The sequence below is a fragment of the Streptomyces sp. P9-2B-2 genome, from assembly GCF_030406865.1.
In the GTDB taxonomy this organism is placed as follows: Bacteria; Actinomycetota; Actinomycetes; order Streptomycetales; family Streptomycetaceae; genus Streptomyces; species Streptomyces platensis.
Map to the genome: position 1 here is coordinate 1 of NZ_CP129126.1, position 16,952 is coordinate 16,952.

Sequence of the window (16,952 nt, forward strand, 5' to 3'; positions counted from 1 at the left end):
CGCTGCGCGCTATGCAAGCGAACTACCGGGCTTCGCCCGGTAGTTGCGCTCCCGCTCCGCGGGAGCAGGAACAGTGCGCTTCGCGCACCGCGCCCGGCAAAGCCGGGCCGGCCCATCCGCTCCGCTCCAGGGCCAACCGCAGTGCACACGGCTCGCGTTGCGGAGCGGAGCCGCGCTCTGCACGGCCCGACGGCCTCCGCTCCGCTCCAGCCGCTCCCCTGCACCGCGCCATCGACAACCACTGCCCCAGCGGGGGCGGGCACGGCCCTACGGGCCAAGCCGACTACAGGAGAGGGGTGGTGACGGGTGGTCGGGCGGGCGCGGAGAGCGCGGGCCCGCAACCCAGCGGAAGGGGGGCCATTACCACCAGACGGTACCGTGGAGAAGTTGGAGCGGCCTGACTGGGGCTGCCCATTTGCGTAGATCAAGGCACCCTATGAAGATGCTTCCGATTCTGGAAGAAATTCCAGCAGAAAACCAAGATTCGTTCCAACGCGCCTCCATCAAGAAACTGGCTGGGCATCTAGATCCTTCCCTGCGTGTGCCGTTGGCGCAGTACTTGTCCGGCTCACACCCTCTCCTTGCGGCCGGAAATGTGCAGGATCTGATGAGTGCAGACGAGGGTGCAGCTGTTCCCTTCGGGTACTGCACCGACGGGGAATGGGTATGGCCCACATACTGGGGATACTTCGTGAAGGAGTACGGGGTGGAGGTTCCCGAAGAATTTATCGAACATGCGCGGAGGCGCAACTTCATCCCGGTCGCCCTGTCTGGCGAGGAACTGGACTTGGCGGAGCAAGAGTTTGAGGAGCGGTTTTTCAACTGACCACTCTTCATCATGCACGAACGGAGTGTGAGGGTGAAGCTCGGCTTCATCTGCATCATTTTTTATTTCTGGATAGACTCTGGATTCAGAGCACCCCGCCGTCGGAGCGCTCCAGGGCTTTAGCCAGCTCCTCGCAGGCCCCGTCAGCGTAGCGATCAGCCGGAGCAGTCACCCAGCCACACCAACCCGACCGTAGCCCTCGCGGCTCCTCTACATGCGGGTTTCCCGCTTCCCAGCATCCGACCCAACCGGGTAGCACCCAGGAAAAGGCAGACGGACATGCCGACCACCAACCGCCCTGATCAGCGCGAGGCCGCCCAGCGAGAAGCCATTGATGCGGTTCTCCGTGCTCTCGAATTGCCTGCAAGATCTCTTGTGCCTGAGCGAGGGCTCCGGACTCAGGTGATCATGGCGACCGGTTCCGGGAAGACCCGGGTCGCGGTCCGCAGCGCGGAGGAGCTCCACGCGGGCCGTGTGCTGGTGCTCGTGCCCAGCTTGGACCTCCTGGCCCAGACCGAGGCCGCATGGCGCGAGGGAGGCCGCCGGGGCCCGATGATCGGGGTGTCCTCGCTGCGAGCTGAGGAGGCGTCCTTCCCCAACACCACCGACGTGGACGAGCTGGTGGAGTGGACGCGGGGCCTAGACCAGGTCACCGTGTACGCCACGTACGCCAGCCTGGGCCTGGGCACGCTGGAGCGGGCGCACGCTGCCGGCCTTGCGGCTTGGGACCTGATCGTCGTGGACGAAGCCCACAGGGTTTCGGGCCGCATCGGGAAGCCGTGGGCGGTCGTGCACGACAACCAGAAGATCCCGTCCCTGCGGCGGCTGTACATGACGGCCACGCCCCGGCTGTGGCAGCTCGGGGAGGACGACGACGCCGGGGCGCCCGGAGAGTTGGTCGCGAGCATGGAAGACGACCCCGACTCTCCCTTCGGCAGCAGGGCGTTCACTTTGACACTCTCGGAGGCCATCGACAGGGGAATTTGTGCCCCTTACCAGGTCGTATGCGTGGATGTCACCGACACCCAGCTCCAGGCGGCGCAGCTCCTGGGTGCGGAGGGCCGTTCCGAGCAGGTCCGCGGGGCCCGGCTCGCTGCCCTGCAGACCGCGCTGGTGAAGGCGTCCTCGGAGGAGAGCTTCCGCAGGACGCTCGTCTTCCACCACCAGGTGCGGGAAGCCGAAGCTTTCGCGGCTGGCCTCCCTGTCGTCGCCGCCCAGCTGCACGACGCCGATCCCGAGCTGTATCCGGCCACGATCTGGGCGGACTGGCTGTGCGGGGATCACAAGCCGCTCCACCGCCGCCGCGTCCTCGGGGAGTTCGCCGACGGGATCGCGACGGACGGCACCGTGGTGGAGAAGGGATACCTGAGCTCGGTGAAGGTACTGGGAGAGGGCGTCGACACCCGCGACTGCGACTCCGTGTACTGGGCCGACGTCCGGGGCTCGATGCCGGACCTGGTCCAGGCGGTGGGGCGCGCGCTGCGGATGCAGCCGGGCGAGGGCAAGCTGGCCAGCCTGGTCGTGCCGGTGCTGCTCGGGCCAGGCGAGACGGCGGACAACATGCTGACGTCCCGGGCGTTCGGCGGGTTGGCGAAGCTTTTGGAGGCGCTCAGGGCGCACGACGCCAGGGTGGTGGAGGCGTTGGCCGAGCAGCAGGCGCCGAGCCGCTACAAGCCCGTCCAGAAGGACGTCGAAGCCAAGGAGAAGAGCGGGGGCGGGGACGGCTTCGGCGGTCCGTCCGCACCGGCGAAGGCTCTGTTGAAGTTCTCCACGCCGCGCGACCCGGCGCAATTGGCCACGTTCATCAACCTGCGTGTCCTCAACCCCGAGCACGAGCACTGGCGGCGCGGTGTTGAGGCCGCCGTCATCTACGCCCGCGAGCACGGCGACCTGCGTGTGCCGTTCACGTACCGCGTCCCGGCCCGGGAGGACGCAGAGGCGGAAGGCTGGCCGGCCTCGCTTGCGCAGTTCCCGCTGGGGCAGTGGACCGCCGACGCCCGCCGCTTCTACGCCCGCGGCGACATGGACGAAGACCGCGTCGAGCAGCTGGAGAAACTCGGCATGATCTGGTCCCACTTCGACGTCGCATGGGAAGAGGGCCTGACCGCCGCCCGTGGATGGGCCGCCGAACACGGGCACCTCCTGGCCCCGCTGGACGCCACGTTCCAGGGCGCGGCAGTGGGCATCTGGCTGAAGAACGCGCGGGCCGCAGCGAGGAAGGCCGTGGAGATCGAGCAGCGGCGTGCCGAGGGGCTGCCGGTGGAGACGTCGGCCGGGGCCATGTCGCAGGAACGGCGTGAGCAGCTGGAGGAGATCGACGCCTCCTGGTGCCCGGCCTGGCCGGTGACCTGGCAGCGGTGCTTCCACCTCGTCCGACTGCACCTGGACGAGGGCGGGACCCTGCCCACCGCCGCAGGCGACGTCGTGCGCCAGGGCGAGGATCTGGGGCGGTGGGTGACGTCGGTCCGGCTCGGCTGGGACAAGCTCACAGGCGTGCAGCAGTGGATGTGTGAGCAGGTTCTCGGCATCGAACCCGCGACGGAGGACGAGAAGCCGAAGCCGCGGACCAGCCAGGCCGACAAGTGGGCCGCCAACCTCGCAGCCGCCCGACAGTTCTTCGAGCGCGAGGGGCACCTCCAGGTACCCCGCAAGCACATCGAGTCGGTCGTGGTGGACCGGGTCGGCGGCGATGACCAGGAGCAACAGGACATCCGACTTGGTGCGTTCGTGAGCAACCAGCGGTCCCGGGCCGCGTCGCTGTCGCCGGAGCGGGTGGAGCAGTTGTCCGAAGTCGGGATGCGGTGGTCGTGATGGGCGTCGTCGTCACCGCGCCGCCGCACTCGCGGCCGGCTATCTGCAGCATCATGACCCGGGACAACGTTCCCGTGCCCGTCCAGCCGCCCAGCCCCGCGCCCGTCCCGCAGCAGCCCGCTGCCGGTGCCAGCCTGACCGCCGCGATAGCACAGGGCGCCGCACAAGGTGCCGCCCGGTCCATCACGGCCCGGCTGGTGGACAAGTTCCTCACCAACCCGCCCGACTGGCTCAGAGCCCTGTGGCACGCGCTACCGAGGCCCTGGGAGTAGCCACCGCAGCCGGGCAGGGCCGTCCTGCCCGGCACCGAGGTCGTCAGGCGGCGCTGAACTCATGGGCGGGGCCAGAAGTGCCGTTCCCATGACAGCGGAACACGGCAAGGTGTATCGGCCCCATGACAGCCCCGCCCACCGCACACACCACCCCGGGTCAGTGACCTGACTCCCCAGGAACCACTCCACCAGCACCGACACACGAAACTGACATGCCGTCACTGACACTCATCCACTGACACCAAACCGGCACATCGCACCCAGTGGGTCGCGCGGGAAGGCGCGGACCGACCGGTCCCTAGGGCCCACGGCGAGGAGATCGCAGTCGAGGGCGAGGCGGAGCCGGTGGTCGTGAAGCTGGGCGTATGGGTCTCCAACACCAAGAGCCGGCGTGACAAGCTCACTGCCGACCAGCTCGCCGCCCTCGCGAAGCTGGGCGTGGACTGGGCGTGACACGCCACCTCGCTCGTCGTTGAGCTGGGAGGTCAGCGAAGTGGAGGCCCCGGAACGTCGTGACCCCCGGGGCCTTCGTCATGCACGGTGGCACCGGGCGCGCTCCGACCTCTCCCCCAGTGATGCCCCCCGGTGGTCGTCGGCGGCGCCTTGACCAGAACAGTGGAGCCCGGATCAGCCTTGGGCTGGCTGCGGCACTTGAGGCGGACCGGCGGGTGGCCGGTCAAGGAGCGTGGCGAAGAAGCTGGCGAGCAGGGGCTGGGCGCGGTCGCGGTCGCGGAGTTCGTCGTGGCCGAACCGGAACACCTCGTAGCCGCGAAGCTTCAGGTCGCGGTCGCCGGCCATGGTGGCGGCGTATTTCGCGCTGTCGGGCTCGGTTCCTTCGTTGCGGGTGTAGTGCTGCATGCCGTCGACTTCCAGCACCACGCGCCGGGTGCCTGGGAGCAGCATGAGGAAGTCCATGCGCAGGTTCTGCATGGCGTGCGCGCCGCGTTCGCGGAGGGTCTTGGGGTCCCAGTGCAGCCATATCTCCGGCAGCAGGGCGGGAACGTCGTTCAAGTGGTCCCGGTTGGCGTGGTGGTAGTGCCAGAACAGGTTCTTCTGTCCTGGGGACTTTGGTGGCAGTGAAGCCTCCATGCGGCTGTAGAGGGCCCGCGCCGCCTGCTCCTGGTCAGTGATATTCCGGGATTCCTGCCACCAGGACAGGAGGTGCCGCCAGAGCAGTCCCTCTTTGCCGATGGGGCGGTCGTAGACCAGCACCTCGTCGGCGCGTTCGGCTACCTCGATGTCGTTGTCGAGGGCGCTGGTGAAGCGGATGTCGGGCTTGCCCAGGGTGGCGAAGATGAGGTTGCGGGGTCGGCGTGCGGTTCCGCGGCCGTGCTCGACGAGCTGGAACTGGGGGTAGCCGTCCGCCTCTGCGTGCTGGCTCAGCTGGGCGCCCGCGGGGTTCAGGTGCCGGTTGGCCAGCTCGACGAAGCGGCGCTGCGCGGGCTCGTCGGGCAGGACAGCGGGGGATGCCAGGCCCTCGAGGAAGTGTCCGAAGCGGGGGTGCGGGGCTTCGAAGGCACCGAGCTGCTCGAAGAAGTGCTCGGTTGTCCAGTCGTCCGGGAACCGGATCACGTGGCGTTCGATCTGGCTGCGCAGGCTGTTGGTCGTGGTGGTCCAACCGCCGAGTGGATCGTTGTCCAGGTGCCATAGTCGGCTCAGCAGAGCCATGAAGCGGTCCGGGTAGCCGAGGTGGTCGGCTAGATCGAAGTCTCTGGCCAGCTCGCGCCTGGTCCGGCTCGGGATCTGCACGTGGTGGCGGCCGAGCCACAGAGCATCCTGCAGCGCCATTCGTTCGGCCTGGGCCAGCTTCTCCTGCTCAAGAACCGCGTCGGCGACGTCTGGCAGGCGGTCGTCGGGGCAGGCGTTCAGGCTGGCCACCAGGCGCTCGTGCTTGGTGTTGCCCTCGCTGGGCACGGGAAGGCCGAGGCGCTCGCACAGCGCCGGCAGTTCCTTCGCGGTGTAGCGCGTGTACAGCGTGAGGAGCACGCCGTCGATCAGCCTCCGCAGCAGCGCCATGTCCATCTGTTCCCCCATCCCCTGATGATGAGCGATGCCCGGACACGATTCCACCCTGCCCGTTCACCTTGTGGCTTCGTTGCTCTCTAGGAACAGCGTTTCTCGACAAGTTCCGGAGTCACTTAATGATCAGTGGGCCCGTGAATGTCGATGAGAAATGATGGACTGACGTGGCGGCAAACGCGGGACGGCCAGTCGCCCGTCAGGCGGCTGACCGTCGGTGGCAGGTAGCGGCAGGTGTCAGAGCCTGTGTCTGCACCCCTGATCTGTCACTTACTGTGACTGATAGGAAGGTTCCTCCACGATCGGTCTGCGCGGGGCATGTTCGAATGTGGGGGATAGTGTCGGCGGTACGCGAGAGCACTCGGACTTCCCTGATGCACGCCTGCGTGGAGCTGAGCTTGGTACTCGCTGTTTGTCAGCCGTAGCAACGAGCGTTCGGACCGGCCTGGCCGTCCTACGGGACGACCAGTATGCGGCCCAGCTGTGCACGGCTCTCCAGCAGCCGGTGCACCTCGGTGGTCTCGGTCAGCGGCAGCCGGGCGTGGACCGCTGTGCGTAGCAACCCCTGGGCCGCGTACTCGGTAAGTTCAGCCAGGTCCTTCACGGCGCGCTCGGCGTCGGCCGCATGCGCGGCTATGAGGGAGAACCCCATGACGGACCTCAGCGCGAACAGGTCGGTGACGGGGATGCTGCCGAGCTCGCCGCTCGCGGCTCCATACGTCACGAGCCGTCCGTACGGGGCCAGTACGTCCAGGCTGCGGCGCAGGATGTTGCCGCCGGCCGCGTCGAGGACGACGTCCACGCCGCCGGGCACGGCCGTGCGGACCTGCTCGGGCCAGTCCTCATCGGTGTAGTTGACGCCGATGTCGGCGCCGTGGGCGCGGGCGAAGTCCAGCTTGGCGGGCGTACTGGCCGTGGCGATGACCGTACCCGCACCGAGTACCTTCGCGAGCTGTACGGCGAGGTGGCCGATGGCGCCCGCGGCGGAGTGAACCAGTACGGTCTCGCCGTGCGCCAGCCGCCCGGCGTGCAGCACGCCCAGGGCCACCGGTGCCACCATCGGGAGCGCGCTGGCCGTGCCCGCGTCGAGCCCGTCAGGTACCGGGACGAGCCACTGTGCGTCCGCGAGGATGAGGTCGCAGAACGCGTCCTCGGAGGCCGTGGCGACCTGCTGCCCGATCAGGGCCGGATCCGTGTCCGGCCCGACCGCCTCGACCGTGCCCACCACGTCGCCGGTGAGGGACCTGGGTAAGGGCCGCGGGTAGAGCTCGGTCTGGGCCATGCCGCGCCGGAGCTGGGTGTCCACGAAGTTGGCGCCGATCGCTTCGGCCCGGATGAGCACCTGCCCCGCCTCTGGGACGGGAACGGGGACTTGTTCCAGGGTGAGGACTTCGGGGCCACCGTAGGAGTGGTAACGGATTCGTCGCATGGCAGATCTCCTTCAACAAGAGGGTGCTCTAAACTGGACTGGCGGTCCAATTCGACCGTACTGGACCGTCGGTCCAGTTGTCTACGGATCATGGTCCTGGGTGAGGAGCTAGCTGATGGCGGAAGTCCGTCGTGAACGCGCCGACGCGGCACGCAATCGGCACGCGATCCTGAAGGCCACCGAGAGCCTCCTCTCCGAACACCCTCCAGAGCAGGTCTCGATGGAGCGCATCGCTGCCGCGGCCGGGGTCGGGAAGGGCACGGTGTTCCACCGCTTCGGCAGCCGCGCGGGCCTGATGCGAGAGCTGATGCTGGAACGAGCCCACGCCCTGCGTGAATCGGTCACGGAAGGCCCACCGCCTCTGGGCCCGGGGGCCCCTCCCCGGCAGCGGCTGCTGGCCTTCCTCGACGCGGTCGTGGACGTGGTCGGGCGGAACAAAGGTCTGCTGGCCGCTCTCGGGCAGGCAGCGACAGCCCCCCGCGACGCCCAGGAGGACTCGCGCGAACAGCACTCGGTCTACGGGTTCTGGCACGGCCACATCAGCGAGCTGATCACCGAGGAACGCTCTGACCTGGACGCCGAGTTGCTGGCCCATATCCTGCTCGGTGCTCTGCAGAACGGACCGATCGTGCGTCTGCTGGGGCAGGGAGAGGCTCAACGGCTTGCGGTGTCGCTACGGCTGCTGGTCACCGGCATGCTGGAGGCGTGACGGCCCGCCGGGGGCCGCGCCATCTCACGGTCGAAGACCGGTCATCTCCCACTCGGTTGTCACTAGTGCCTGTGTCAGCAGGCATCACCCGTTGGTACTACTGTCCCGGGCTCTTCGAAGCCCTGGGTCAGGACACCTTGTTGAGCAGCGACCAATTAGGGCCGGGGACTGGAGGCGGAGCATCAGCCACGGCGCCAGTCCCCGACCTGCTCAGCCAGCCTTGGCGGGTTCCTCGGCCCGGGCCCGCGTGGACGCGAGGCGGTAGGAGTCGGTGCCGGAGTTCGTCAGGCTCCAGCGCCTCCACCTCCCACTGCACCGGGCGCTCAATGTCGAAGCCGTAGCGGCGGGCGAAGGCCGGCCACCCCGGGTCGCCGCGCTTGCCCTCGGTCGCCGGGAGCCCGTACGCGCGCATCTGCTCGTAGGTGAGCAGCACCCGGGTCACCGAGCTCCAGCAGCCGGTGCGCTCCACCCAGTCCCGCTCGATGTCCTCGCCCGAGCAGTCGAAGTCGCCGACATTTCTCCGGGGCGCTGCGAGCGTGCGGTTCGAGTTCACGCAGCTCAGAAGCGGTCGGGACGACAATAGCGGGTGCAACACCTGTGGTGCACGGACTCGCTTCAAGGATCACTCGGCAGGCGGCAGGCCGCATCTGGCTCTGGACGGCTTGCTGTTCTCCCTGTTCTGGGCGAAGGGCCGCAAAAATGAGCGACAGATCCTGGTGGAGTCGATTCCCGCTCGGATCAGGGTGCCTGGAGCTTGCGCAGGCAGCACCCAGTGACGCGTTGCGGTATGCACTTCGCAGGTTCACGCTGGAAGTATCGGTAGAGAGTCTTTCATCACCAGCGTTCGAACCAAGAGAGATCTATCGGAGACTAGACCATAGATATCGATCGGACATGCCGATGCAGCCCCTTCCGAGCTATCAGCTAATTCCGTTCCTCGATTGGCTCCACCAACGGAAATTCTCTACTCAGAGAGCAAGCATAGACCAGCTTGACCATCTCGCCCTGGAGTTCCTTCGGAGCGGCGGCCGTAATGGCATGGTCGGCATAATGATCCTCTTCCAGACGTGTCCTGTTCTCAGCGAACCCACGGTCGAAGCCCAGATGGATCACTTTTCTGGTTGCGGCCGATGCATTGAGATGCTCCACGAAGAGAGCTTCGAGGATCGCCCAGCGGAGTCATTCCTTCGACAGCGTGCAACAAATCACCAGAACCTACACCCCTTCTTGTCTGGATTCGTTGACCGAATGGCGGGAACGGCCCTTGATGTTGCCGCAGATTGGAACTCTCCTCACCGCCGCTTCCAGAGGGAGCGGCCGCCCTCGTTCCGTCAGATTATCCAGTATGAAATTGGGTCCGATCTTCGCCAAGAATTCCAGGACTACCTATCCGAGGTCCGGATGGCGAACCCCGGACTAGTAGAGAACTATGAATCTTGGCGCTCGGGATCTAATCGAGCATGCCCGCCAAGTTCCGATGCGGAGGAGCGCCGGAAAGATCCAACCATTGATATCGGAGACAATGAATCTCTTCGCTCCTTCGCTCAAAGACTCTCCGCGTCTGCGCAAATCGCGATCCAGGATGGCTTCTACGATGAACAGATAGCCAAAGATTCCCATTTCGCACACATGGTAGCTGCGATAGGCGACGGTTCTGCCGATAACGCTGCCCAGATTCTGGAGTTCCTAAACTGGCTGCATCAACGGGCGCCCGAGCTCACTCCACCAGGCAATATTCCCCACGAAGAACTGGAGGATCTCGCCCAGAAGTTCTGCGAAAACCGCGGCTACACCAACGGGCTGACTTTCTCCAAAGAGGCTCAACGCTGGCTTTCGGGCGCAGGGTCGAAGAAGATAACTCGGCGTATCGCCAGATTCCTCGGCACAGATGGAGGCCGCAGCAGGACAGGCTCCCCAAACCCTTTGGATAGATATGCGGCGATCCGCTTCCATGGGCTCTTTATGTTTCTATCTTCGGGAGACTTTCCGAGATTCATTAGCGATCACTGGCGCGACCTTCACCATCTCACCGGCGATGACATCGACATCTACTATAGTCAAAGTGATCTCACCCGCCGGACAAGCGGCTACGAAATAGCGAATCACTTCCGCAGCCTGCAACTCAGGGTCGACGCATTGCCTGCTCTTCTACTATGGGAGGAGCAAATAGAGGCCAGCGGCACGCTCCCACTGCGCGATCTTGACCACATCGGCATAGTTGAGGTCATGAAAACCGTAGTACAAGCAATCCGCGATGGTTGCACTTTGGAAAATATCATAGAGCGCGCCAGCTCCCGCACCAACCAACTCTCCCGCAGCGGGGAGAAGGGCCCCACAGTTGAGCATCACGGATTGCTCGTCATTGGCAATGGAGGAGTTGTGACACACGAGACTCATAACATTAGCGGGAGTACAATCGGCGCCGTCGGTTCCCATGCGGTCGCACACGACAATGTATTCTTCCAGGATGCTAGGTCGGCTTTGTCCGGTAGCGAGCTGACCCCCTCGGATTCTCCTGCAGTTTCACATCTGGCCGAGCTAATCGCGTCTCGCAAGATCGAGGGTCTTGGGCTAAGTGAACGTCTTGAGGGGGCGTATCACTTGTCAGCATTGGCGGATGCTGCAGCCCAGCATCAGGCTCAAGAAGAGCCATTGGCGGGTTGGAAGAAATGGATTACTACCTTGGGCGACCGTGGCCAGCGGGTACTCACCTTTCTCGCAAGTTCAACAACAATCGCCGCGCCGATCGCCAGGCTCTTGGGCGTGCCTGTGTGACGCCAAAGCCGGAGCCAGAGGTTTCACCGGCCTTTGCCGGTTAGCTCGGCCCCGCGGTTGAGCTGGGCCATCAGCTCGCGGTTGGCGGCGCGGGCAGCGGCGAGGTCGTCGTCGCGGTCTTGGAGCTTCAGTTCCAGGTCGACGACCTGCTGTTCGAGGGTGGTGATCCGGGCCTGGAGCTGTTCGGTGTCGTCGGGGCCGCCGATGCCCGACTCGCGCCAGACCTGTTCGCCCAGCACCTCGCTGAGCCGGCCTTCGAGGCGCCGGATGTGTGCGGCAAGCCGGGCGGTGCGGGCGTCAGCTGCTGCCAGGTCGGTCTGCAGCGAGGCCCGGCTGACGGCCGGTCCCCGGCCGCCGGGGACGGTGGGCGGCTCAGCGGCCTGCGCGTGGATCTGGCCGAGCAGGTCGCGGTGGCGGTAGAGGAAGGTGCGGTCGACGCCCGCGCGGCGGGCGATCGCCGCGACGCTGGTCTCAGATCCGTCCTTCGCGGCCTCGGCCAGGGCCGCGAGGACGCGCTGACGGCGTCGGCCGGTGTCAGCCCGGCGGCCTTCCAGCATGGCCTGGACGGCGGGGTCGGGTGGGGTCATGCGGGTCGCTCCGGTCGTAGGTCGGGCAGGGGCTGGGGAACGCGGGGCATGCCGAGGAAGCCCTGGCGGGTCTTGCGGACCATGGCCGCGGCCTGCTGGATCTCGGCGCGTTCGGCGTCGGTGAGCTGGTCGACCTCTTCGGTAACGCGACGAATCAGCCGCCGGACGCGGGAGATCTCTTCCTCCGACGGAGTGGCCTCGGCGCGGGCCCAGTCGTCGGCCTCGGTCATCGACCGCAGCCGTTCACGCTGCCGCAGCAGACCGTCGAGGTAGGCGGCTAGTTCGGGGAGGTGGGAGACGTCGGTGGAGTAGTGGTCGCAGCCCATGCAGCGGAACCGCAGGGGGCAGGCGCCGCCTCCGGCGGCGACATTGGAGGGCTCAGAGCAGGTGCCGAATGGGACCTGGACCGACCCGATCGCCAGGCGGACACGTTCGGCGTCCAGCAAGGTGGTGACCGCTCCCCAGACGCGCTGTCCATGGCGGTCGAACTGCATCGCGGTGACCTTGTCGACGGCCTCGCGCAGCCTTACTTCCTTGACCCGTAATGGTGGAGTCGGGTATTGGAACCGTCCGAATGCCTCAGCCGCTGCGGACCCCATCGCCCGGGCCGGCTGTCGAATCGCCTCACTTGGTGCCGAATGTGAGGACGTCTCCGGGTTGGCAGTGGAGTTCGCGGCAGATCGCGCTGAGGGTGCTGAAGCGGATCGCCTTGGCGCGGTCGTTCTTGAGAATGGACAGGTTCGCAACCGTCACTCCGACGCGTCCCGCGAGTTCGGCGAGGGTCATGCCGTGGTCGGCCAGCAGTCGGTCCAGGTGGCAGTGGATTTCGTGCGGGTCCTCCGGGGGCATCAGACCAGTCCCTCCGTGTCTTCGCGCAGTCGCGCCCCCCGGCGGAAAGCCGCAGCCGCGGCTGCGGTCAGCAGGGCCCCGAACACTGCTGCGGTGCTCATGGCATAGGGAGTGAGGACAGCCTGTTCCACCGGCGAGCCCTCGACCAGGAGTTTCGTCGTCAGGACATCCAGGGCCGGGGGGAGCGTACCGACCAGGAGAAGGGCCCCGGCAATGACGAGCAGGCGGCGCGTGTTCTGCGGGACGAAGAAGTCCCCTGCGTGGAAGGTGCGGGCCATGAGGAGGAGGACGTAGAAGATCACGACCAGTAGGACCGCGCCCGTCAGGCCGGGCAGGATCAGTAGCAGCCGATCTCCAAGGCCCGGGTCATGGAAGGCGAGGTCGGCCTGGCCGGTCCCACGCAGTGTCACCGGCCCCGAGGCCGTCGCGTCGGGCGCGGCTGCGGCGACGCTGACCGCGCGGGTGTCGGTGATGGGTGGGAGCGGGCCGACGACCCCGAGGATCGGGAACACGACCTTGAACAGGCCCACCAGTAGCAACCCCAACCCCAGGGCCGTCTCCAACACATGATTGTTGGCCCGCACCCACCAGGGCGATGTTTCGGACATGAGGATCCCCCTTGCTCAGCCAGTTACATATCGCTATTCGATACTATCGATAAACGATATGGGACTGTCAAGGTAGGCCGCGCCTCGCTCGGGTCAGGCCAGGGCGCCCGGGGGCGGTGTCTCGCCGGACCGCCTTGGCGAGTGCCTGCGCGGAAAGTCATGATCGGACGGGAGCCCCGCGTGGGCGTTGGCTGACGTCGGCGGCATAGGCGGCCCAGTCTCCGGCTGCGGCTCGCTGCCATTTGACGGCGACGGTGATGTCGATGCCGAGGGTCCGGGCGAGGACCGCAGCAGGCAGCTCCGTGGCGAGTTGGAAGAGAGCGGTTGAGCGGGTCTCGGCGAGGCGGATGCCGAGTTTGCGGAGCCGTTCGCCCATAGCCCAGGCACTGATCGGGCGGCCGGGTTGGCCGCCAGGGAAGAGCCAGGGTGACTCTGTCCGGCCGAGGACGGCATGGCTGCGGCGGGCCGCGACCTGCTGTCGGGCCAGGTCAGCGACGGGTGCGGGAAGCTCGACCGGAACGGCGCCGAGGCGGATGCGAACGGCTCCGTCCGTCTCCTCGATGTGGCCGATGGTGAGGCGAGAGATCGCCGCGGGCCACTGGGCATAGAGGAGCAACAGCAGTCCGGCCAGGCGGTCTTCAGGTTTGAGAGTGTCGTCGTGCAGCAGGCGACGGGCTGTGTCCCAGCGGGCCTCGTCGTCCATCGCCTGGGAGGGGCCGTTCCATCGCTCGGCAGGGAAGCTGAGATCGCGGGCGATCTTCTGGGAAAGGGCCCAGCGCACGAAGTGTCCTGCCTCCCGGCGATGGCGGACATCGTCGCTGGTCATCCAGCGTTCAAGGTCGGCCTGACGGCAGGTTGAAAGGGTCAGATTCTGCTCCTCGAGCCAGTCCAGGAGATGAACTGCCGCCCGCAGATGTTGCCGTGCGCCCGCGAGCTGGTAGTGCGTAATCTCCTTGCCGCGGCTGCGTCGGCGAAGCCGACGCAGGAGATGCCAAGTCGCGTACCGGTGCAGCATTTTCCGGCCCTCGGCCGTCGCATGGGAGGCGACGAGGTCCTTCACGTGCCGTTCGAGACGGACCATCTGCTCGTCCCGCCGGGGCAGGACTCCGGTGGCGACGAGAACGCTGCGGATGTGCTCGACGACCTTGCCTTCGGGGAGCACGTCCAGGGCCTCATGGGTGAGAGGCCGATGACCAGAACCAAGATCGGACAGGACGGTGGCGACGATGCCCTTGGAGAGCCAGCGCATCGCGGTGCCGGCCCGTTCGGTGTCGGCCAGGGCGTCGTGAAGGGACTGTAGCTTCGGGTTTATGGAGCCGGTTTCATCGGCGAGGAGTTCGTGGAGCCGCTGCTTGAGGGTGCAGCGGGGGCACGGTCCCGGCGCGTGCAGCCGTTCGGCTTGTCCGCAGGTGGGACAGGGGCGCCAGAGCTCGGCGTCCGGCGTGGTGCAGGGGCCGCAGACGGGGGCGTCGGCGGTGCCGGAGTGAATGCCGCGCATTCGTCCGCAGACGGTGCAGTGAGCTTGGCGCCTGTCACAGCCGCCGCAGCGGGGCAGGCCGGTGAGCTTCGAGAGCATGCAGGGTGCGGTGCGGCCGCAGATCGAGCAGAGCAGGATGGGCAGGGGACGGCAGTTCGGGCAGATCGGCCCGTCTGCGGTGCGGCTGCTGACCATGCGTGACTCGCCGCAGACGATGCAGGTCTCCAGGTTCGCCGGGTCCTTGACCAGGCAGCTCGGACACAGCGGTCGCCTCTCGGCGTCGCGGGTGGCCGGCTCGCGCCGGGCACCACAGCGTACGCATTCTTCGAAGCGGGACTTGGCGATGCAGTTGCGGCAGACCCGCTGCCCGTCGAGCGGCTTGTCGATGCGGACCACCCGGTGGCAGCGAGGGCATGCGGGCCGGACGATCCCGGCGACACCGGCCTCGTGTAGCAAGTCGATGAACCGCAGGATGGCACGATGCGGCGCCAGATAACCCTCCCCGGTCAGCAGACGAGGGTTGTCCTCCAGGGCCCAGACCACTCTCTGGCGATAGTGAGGACGGTGGGGCGCCGACCGGCGGAGGGCCTCAGCGACCGCATCACGGTCGACGCCCGGGGCGATCGTGGTGATCAGTTCGTGGACGACCGCGGCTGGATCACGATCGTCGTTGTCGGGACACATCGAACAGCGCGGCAGGCCCTTGCGGTCCCGGAAGCTGACACGTCGGACGTTTCCGCAGGCGGTGCACTCGGCTCTCTCCTGCCCGCAGACCGAGCAGTACCAGTCCTGGCCCTTGCGCTGGAGGGTTCGCAGCTGCTTGCCGCACTCCGCGCAGACCGGTGCCGCGATCGCCGAGGCGCCGGCCTTGCGGAGCTCGATGAGCAGATCGCCGATCGCCCGGGGTGCCGGGGACCGGCCGTCGGTCAGGACGGCGGACCGCATCGCCAAGGCCTTGGCCACCTGGCGCGACTTCGCTCGGCCGCCCGCGACCGCGGTGACCACGGCCCGGATCCTCTCGGCGCCGAGTTCCTTCTCGACATCGGTGACGAGGTCTGTGATCAGGCCGATCGGGTCCGTGACGGCGCGATCAAGCTGGTCAGCCGTGGTCAAGACCGGTCAACTCCTCTGATCCGAGCACGCTTTGGACGCAGTCCGCCGAGTCCCTCCGCATCGGGTGCCGAGCCGCCGGCGGCTGCCTTCTTCGGCTTCTTCACGGCCCCGGCCGCCACGATCGGCTCGATGAGGTCGTCCATGGTGCAGTCGAGGATGTCGAGCAGGGCCATGAGGATCTTCAGGCTCAGTCGCTCCGGTCGCTCGACGACGAGCCGGTAGACCTGGCTCGTGGACAGCGTGATGCCGCGCTCCTTCAGCGGCGGGAGGAGGTCGGTGGTGGAGAACATCCCGCGGTCGGCCATGACTTTGCGCAGGTGCCAGTGGTAGTCGAGCTTGGCGGCCATCGCCGGATCCCTCCTGTCAGGCCCCGGCGAACGCCGGGGCCAGTGCCTTGTGCAGGGAAGTGTTCATGAAGTCGTCGCTGACGTGCGTGTAGATGGCCAGGGAGCTGTCGCACTCGTGGCCGACCTGCTGCTGGATGAAGCGCCGGTCCACCCCGTCCTCGGTCAGGTGCGTGACGTACGAATGCCGAAGACTGTGCGGAGTCAGCTCTTTCGTCAGCCCGAGAGCGTCCCGGTATGCCTCGAACCGGTCGTTGATCGAGCCGGGCTGCAGGCGGCCCCCGCGCTCGGTGATCCACAGAGCAGAGTGATCGGGGAACCCGAAGCGCGGCCGGACGTTCTCGACGTAGTCGGCGACCGCCTCGACGGCCCAGTCCATCACCGACAGCACGTTCCGCCGACGCGGCGACTGGCCCTTCTTCGCCTTGCCGTAGCGGACGTTGAGCGTGCCGTATCGGCCGAACTGGCGGGCCTGTGGGTTGCGCCCGAAGTCGACCACATCGAGCTTGGACGTCTCGGTCCGGCGAAGTCCCCACCCGTAGATCACCTTGAACAACGTGGCGTCGCGGTAGGCCGCCAGGGCTCCCTTGCGTTTCGCCCGGACCGCTCGTTCCACTTGGTCGTCGGCGTAGTCGAGGAAGAGCTGCAGCTCTTCCCGCGTGAAGGGCCTCGCCTCCGGGTCTCCTTCGTAATCCTGCAGGTGAGGCAGGGTATTCCACTCGTGGCAGATCGCCACCGGGAAGGTGCCGAAGGCTTCCTCGCAGGCCGGGACCCAGCCGTAGCGGGCGTCAATGAGGAGCTCGGTGAACAACCGGACGATGCCCTGGTAGCTGCGGACCGTGGACGGCGCCAAGTGTCTCTCGCTCGTCAACGACGCCGACCACTCGTCCAGGTGGGCGGGCGTCCATCGCCACGGGTACTCGTTCGTGAAGTCCAGAAACCGGCGAATTAGCCGTTCCCTCGGGTCAATCGTGTCGTCCTTCAGGCCTCGCGACTTCTGCTGAGCACGCCAGCCCCGCAACATCGCGTCGAACATCGCGTCCTCGGGACGCAGCTGGACCACCCCGGAGACGAGCTCCAGTTGAGCCGACCCGGCCAGGGCCACCTTGCGCTGATGCACCACTCCAGACCCT

16 protein-coding genes are annotated in these 16,952 nt (G+C 66.8%); 6 read left to right on the forward strand and 10 right to left on the reverse strand.

Translation table 11 applies throughout. The features are described 5' to 3' along the window. Nucleotides 1-442: 442 nt before the first annotated feature. From QT196_RS00005 to QT196_RS00020, 4 genes are all read left to right on the forward strand, one after another. Complete coding sequence (locus QT196_RS00005) at nucleotides 443-826, forward strand: hypothetical protein (protein WP_290354011.1); 384 nt, start codon at nucleotides 443-445, stop codon at nucleotides 824-826. A 279-nt stretch (nucleotides 827-1,105) separates the two neighbouring features. Further along, nucleotides 1,106-3,637, forward strand: a complete 2,532-nt coding sequence (locus QT196_RS00010; RefSeq protein ID WP_290354012.1) for a DEAD/DEAH box helicase — start codon at nucleotides 1,106-1,108, stop codon at nucleotides 3,635-3,637. A gap of 53 nt (nucleotides 3,638-3,690) precedes the next feature. Further along, the gene (locus QT196_RS00015; protein WP_290354013.1) at nucleotides 3,691-3,909 is read left to right on the forward strand and encodes a hypothetical protein; all 219 of its coding nucleotides are present in this window, start codon (nucleotides 3,691-3,693) and stop codon (nucleotides 3,907-3,909) included. Between the two features lie 345 nt (nucleotides 3,910-4,254). After that, a complete protein-coding gene (locus QT196_RS00020) occupies nucleotides 4,255-4,362 on the forward strand; it encodes a helicase associated domain-containing protein (RefSeq protein ID WP_290354014.1) in 108 nt (35 codons plus the stop codon). Between the two features lie 174 nt (nucleotides 4,363-4,536). Here the strand turns inward: QT196_RS00020 and QT196_RS00025 are convergent, their stop codons facing one another. Together QT196_RS00025 and QT196_RS00030 are read right to left on the reverse strand one after the other, a co-directional pair. Further along, a complete protein-coding gene (locus QT196_RS00025; protein WP_290354015.1) occupies nucleotides 4,537-5,943 on the reverse strand; it encodes a hypothetical protein in 1,407 nt (468 codons plus the stop codon). A 439-nt stretch (nucleotides 5,944-6,382) separates the two neighbouring features. Then, a complete protein-coding gene (locus QT196_RS00030; protein ID WP_290354016.1) occupies nucleotides 6,383-7,357 on the reverse strand; it encodes a zinc-binding dehydrogenase in 975 nt (324 codons plus the stop codon). A 115-nt stretch (nucleotides 7,358-7,472) separates the two neighbouring features. Here QT196_RS00030 and QT196_RS00035 point away from each other — a divergent pair, with 115 nt between their 5' ends. Continuing rightward, nucleotides 7,473-8,066 carry a TetR/AcrR family transcriptional regulator gene (locus QT196_RS00035; protein WP_290354017.1) on the forward strand — a complete coding sequence of 198 codons (594 nt, stop codon included), beginning with the start codon at nucleotides 7,473-7,475 and terminating at the stop codon, nucleotides 8,064-8,066. A 127-nt stretch (nucleotides 8,067-8,193) separates the two neighbouring features. Here QT196_RS00035 and QT196_RS00040 read toward each other — a convergent pair whose 3' ends face one another. Next, on the reverse strand, nucleotides 8,194-8,619 hold the full coding sequence (locus QT196_RS00040; protein ID WP_290354018.1) for a hypothetical protein: 426 nt from the start codon (nucleotides 8,617-8,619) through the stop codon (nucleotides 8,194-8,196). Between the two features lie 341 nt (nucleotides 8,620-8,960). Between QT196_RS00040 and QT196_RS00045 the strand changes: the two genes are divergently transcribed. Beyond that, nucleotides 8,961-10,841: a hypothetical protein gene (locus tag QT196_RS00045; RefSeq protein ID WP_290354019.1), complete on the forward strand. Its 1,881-nt coding sequence runs from the start codon at nucleotides 8,961-8,963 to the stop codon at nucleotides 10,839-10,841. Between the two features lie 23 nt (nucleotides 10,842-10,864). On the opposite strand, the gene QT196_RS00050 is transcribed toward QT196_RS00045, so the two are convergent. The 7 genes from QT196_RS00050 to QT196_RS00080 all read right to left on the reverse strand — a co-directional run bounded on the left by QT196_RS00050 (nucleotide 10,865) and on the right by QT196_RS00080 (nucleotide 16,942). Beyond that, nucleotides 10,865-11,428 carry a hypothetical protein gene (locus QT196_RS00050; protein ID WP_290354020.1) on the reverse strand — a complete coding sequence of 188 codons (564 nt, stop codon included), beginning with the start codon at nucleotides 11,426-11,428 and terminating at the stop codon, nucleotides 10,865-10,867. Then, nucleotides 11,425-11,922, reverse strand: a complete 498-nt coding sequence (locus QT196_RS00055) for a hypothetical protein (protein WP_290354021.1) — start codon at nucleotides 11,920-11,922, stop codon at nucleotides 11,425-11,427. Before QT196_RS00055 ends, QT196_RS00050 begins: the two co-directional genes overlap by 4 nt. 130 nt (nucleotides 11,923-12,052) lie before the next feature. After that, the gene (locus QT196_RS00060) at nucleotides 12,053-12,277 is read right to left on the reverse strand and encodes a helix-turn-helix transcriptional regulator (RefSeq protein WP_263268854.1); all 225 of its coding nucleotides are present in this window, start codon (nucleotides 12,275-12,277) and stop codon (nucleotides 12,053-12,055) included. After that, entirely contained in the window at nucleotides 12,277-12,885 is a 609-nt protein-coding gene (locus QT196_RS00065; protein ID WP_290354023.1) for a DUF2975 domain-containing protein, read from the reverse strand. Before QT196_RS00065 ends, QT196_RS00060 begins: the two co-directional genes overlap by 1 nt. A 157-nt stretch (nucleotides 12,886-13,042) precedes the next feature. After that, nucleotides 13,043-15,475: a site-specific integrase gene (locus tag QT196_RS00070; protein ID WP_290354024.1), complete on the reverse strand. Its 2,433-nt coding sequence runs from the start codon at nucleotides 15,473-15,475 to the stop codon at nucleotides 13,043-13,045. Continuing rightward, nucleotides 15,472-15,822 (reverse strand): helix-turn-helix transcriptional regulator, encoded by a 351-nt coding sequence (locus QT196_RS00075; RefSeq protein WP_290354025.1) that lies wholly within the window; start codon nucleotides 15,820-15,822, stop codon nucleotides 15,472-15,474. Before QT196_RS00075 ends, QT196_RS00070 begins: the two co-directional genes overlap by 4 nt. A 16-nt stretch (nucleotides 15,823-15,838) precedes the next feature. Beyond that, nucleotides 15,839-16,942, reverse strand: a complete 1,104-nt coding sequence (locus tag QT196_RS00080; protein ID WP_290354027.1) for a tyrosine-type recombinase/integrase — start codon at nucleotides 16,940-16,942, stop codon at nucleotides 15,839-15,841. Nucleotides 16,943-16,952: the final 10 nt, after the last annotated feature.

What these genes read in the sequence shown, in the direction of transcription:
- QT196_RS00025 (WP_290354015.1), bottom strand. Translation starts at nt 5,943, where the DNA reads ATGGGGGAACAGATGGACATGGCGCTGCTGCGGAGGCTGATCGACGGC.
- QT196_RS00010 (WP_290354012.1), top strand. Translation starts at nt 1,106, where the DNA reads ATGCCGACCACCAACCGCCCTGATCAGCGCGAGGCCGCCCAGCGAGAA.
- QT196_RS00050 (WP_290354020.1), bottom strand. Translation starts at nt 11,428, where the DNA reads ATGACCCCACCCGACCCCGCCGTCCAGGCCATGCTGGAAGGCCGCCGG.
- QT196_RS00065 (WP_290354023.1), bottom strand. Translation starts at nt 12,885, where the DNA reads ATGTCCGAAACATCGCCCTGGTGGGTGCGGGCCAACAATCATGTGTTG.
- QT196_RS00030 (WP_290354016.1), bottom strand. Translation starts at nt 7,357, where the DNA reads ATGCGACGAATCCGTTACCACTCCTACGGTGGCCCCGAAGTCCTCACC.
- QT196_RS00060 (WP_263268854.1), bottom strand. Translation starts at nt 12,277, where the DNA reads ATGCCCCCGGAGGACCCGCACGAAATCCACTGCCACCTGGACCGACTG.
- QT196_RS00075 (WP_290354025.1), bottom strand. Translation starts at nt 15,822, where the DNA reads ATGGCCGCCAAGCTCGACTACCACTGGCACCTGCGCAAAGTCATGGCC.
- QT196_RS00055 (WP_290354021.1), bottom strand. Translation starts at nt 11,922, where the DNA reads ATGCAGTTCGACCGCCATGGACAGCGCGTCTGGGGAGCGGTCACCACC.
- QT196_RS00005 (WP_290354011.1), top strand. Translation starts at nt 443, where the DNA reads ATGCTTCCGATTCTGGAAGAAATTCCAGCAGAAAACCAAGATTCGTTC.
- QT196_RS00045 (WP_290354019.1), top strand. Translation starts at nt 8,961, where the DNA reads ATGCCGATGCAGCCCCTTCCGAGCTATCAGCTAATTCCGTTCCTCGAT.
- QT196_RS00015 (WP_290354013.1), top strand. Translation starts at nt 3,691, where the DNA reads ATGACCCGGGACAACGTTCCCGTGCCCGTCCAGCCGCCCAGCCCCGCG.
- QT196_RS00035 (WP_290354017.1), top strand. Translation starts at nt 7,473, where the DNA reads ATGGCGGAAGTCCGTCGTGAACGCGCCGACGCGGCACGCAATCGGCAC.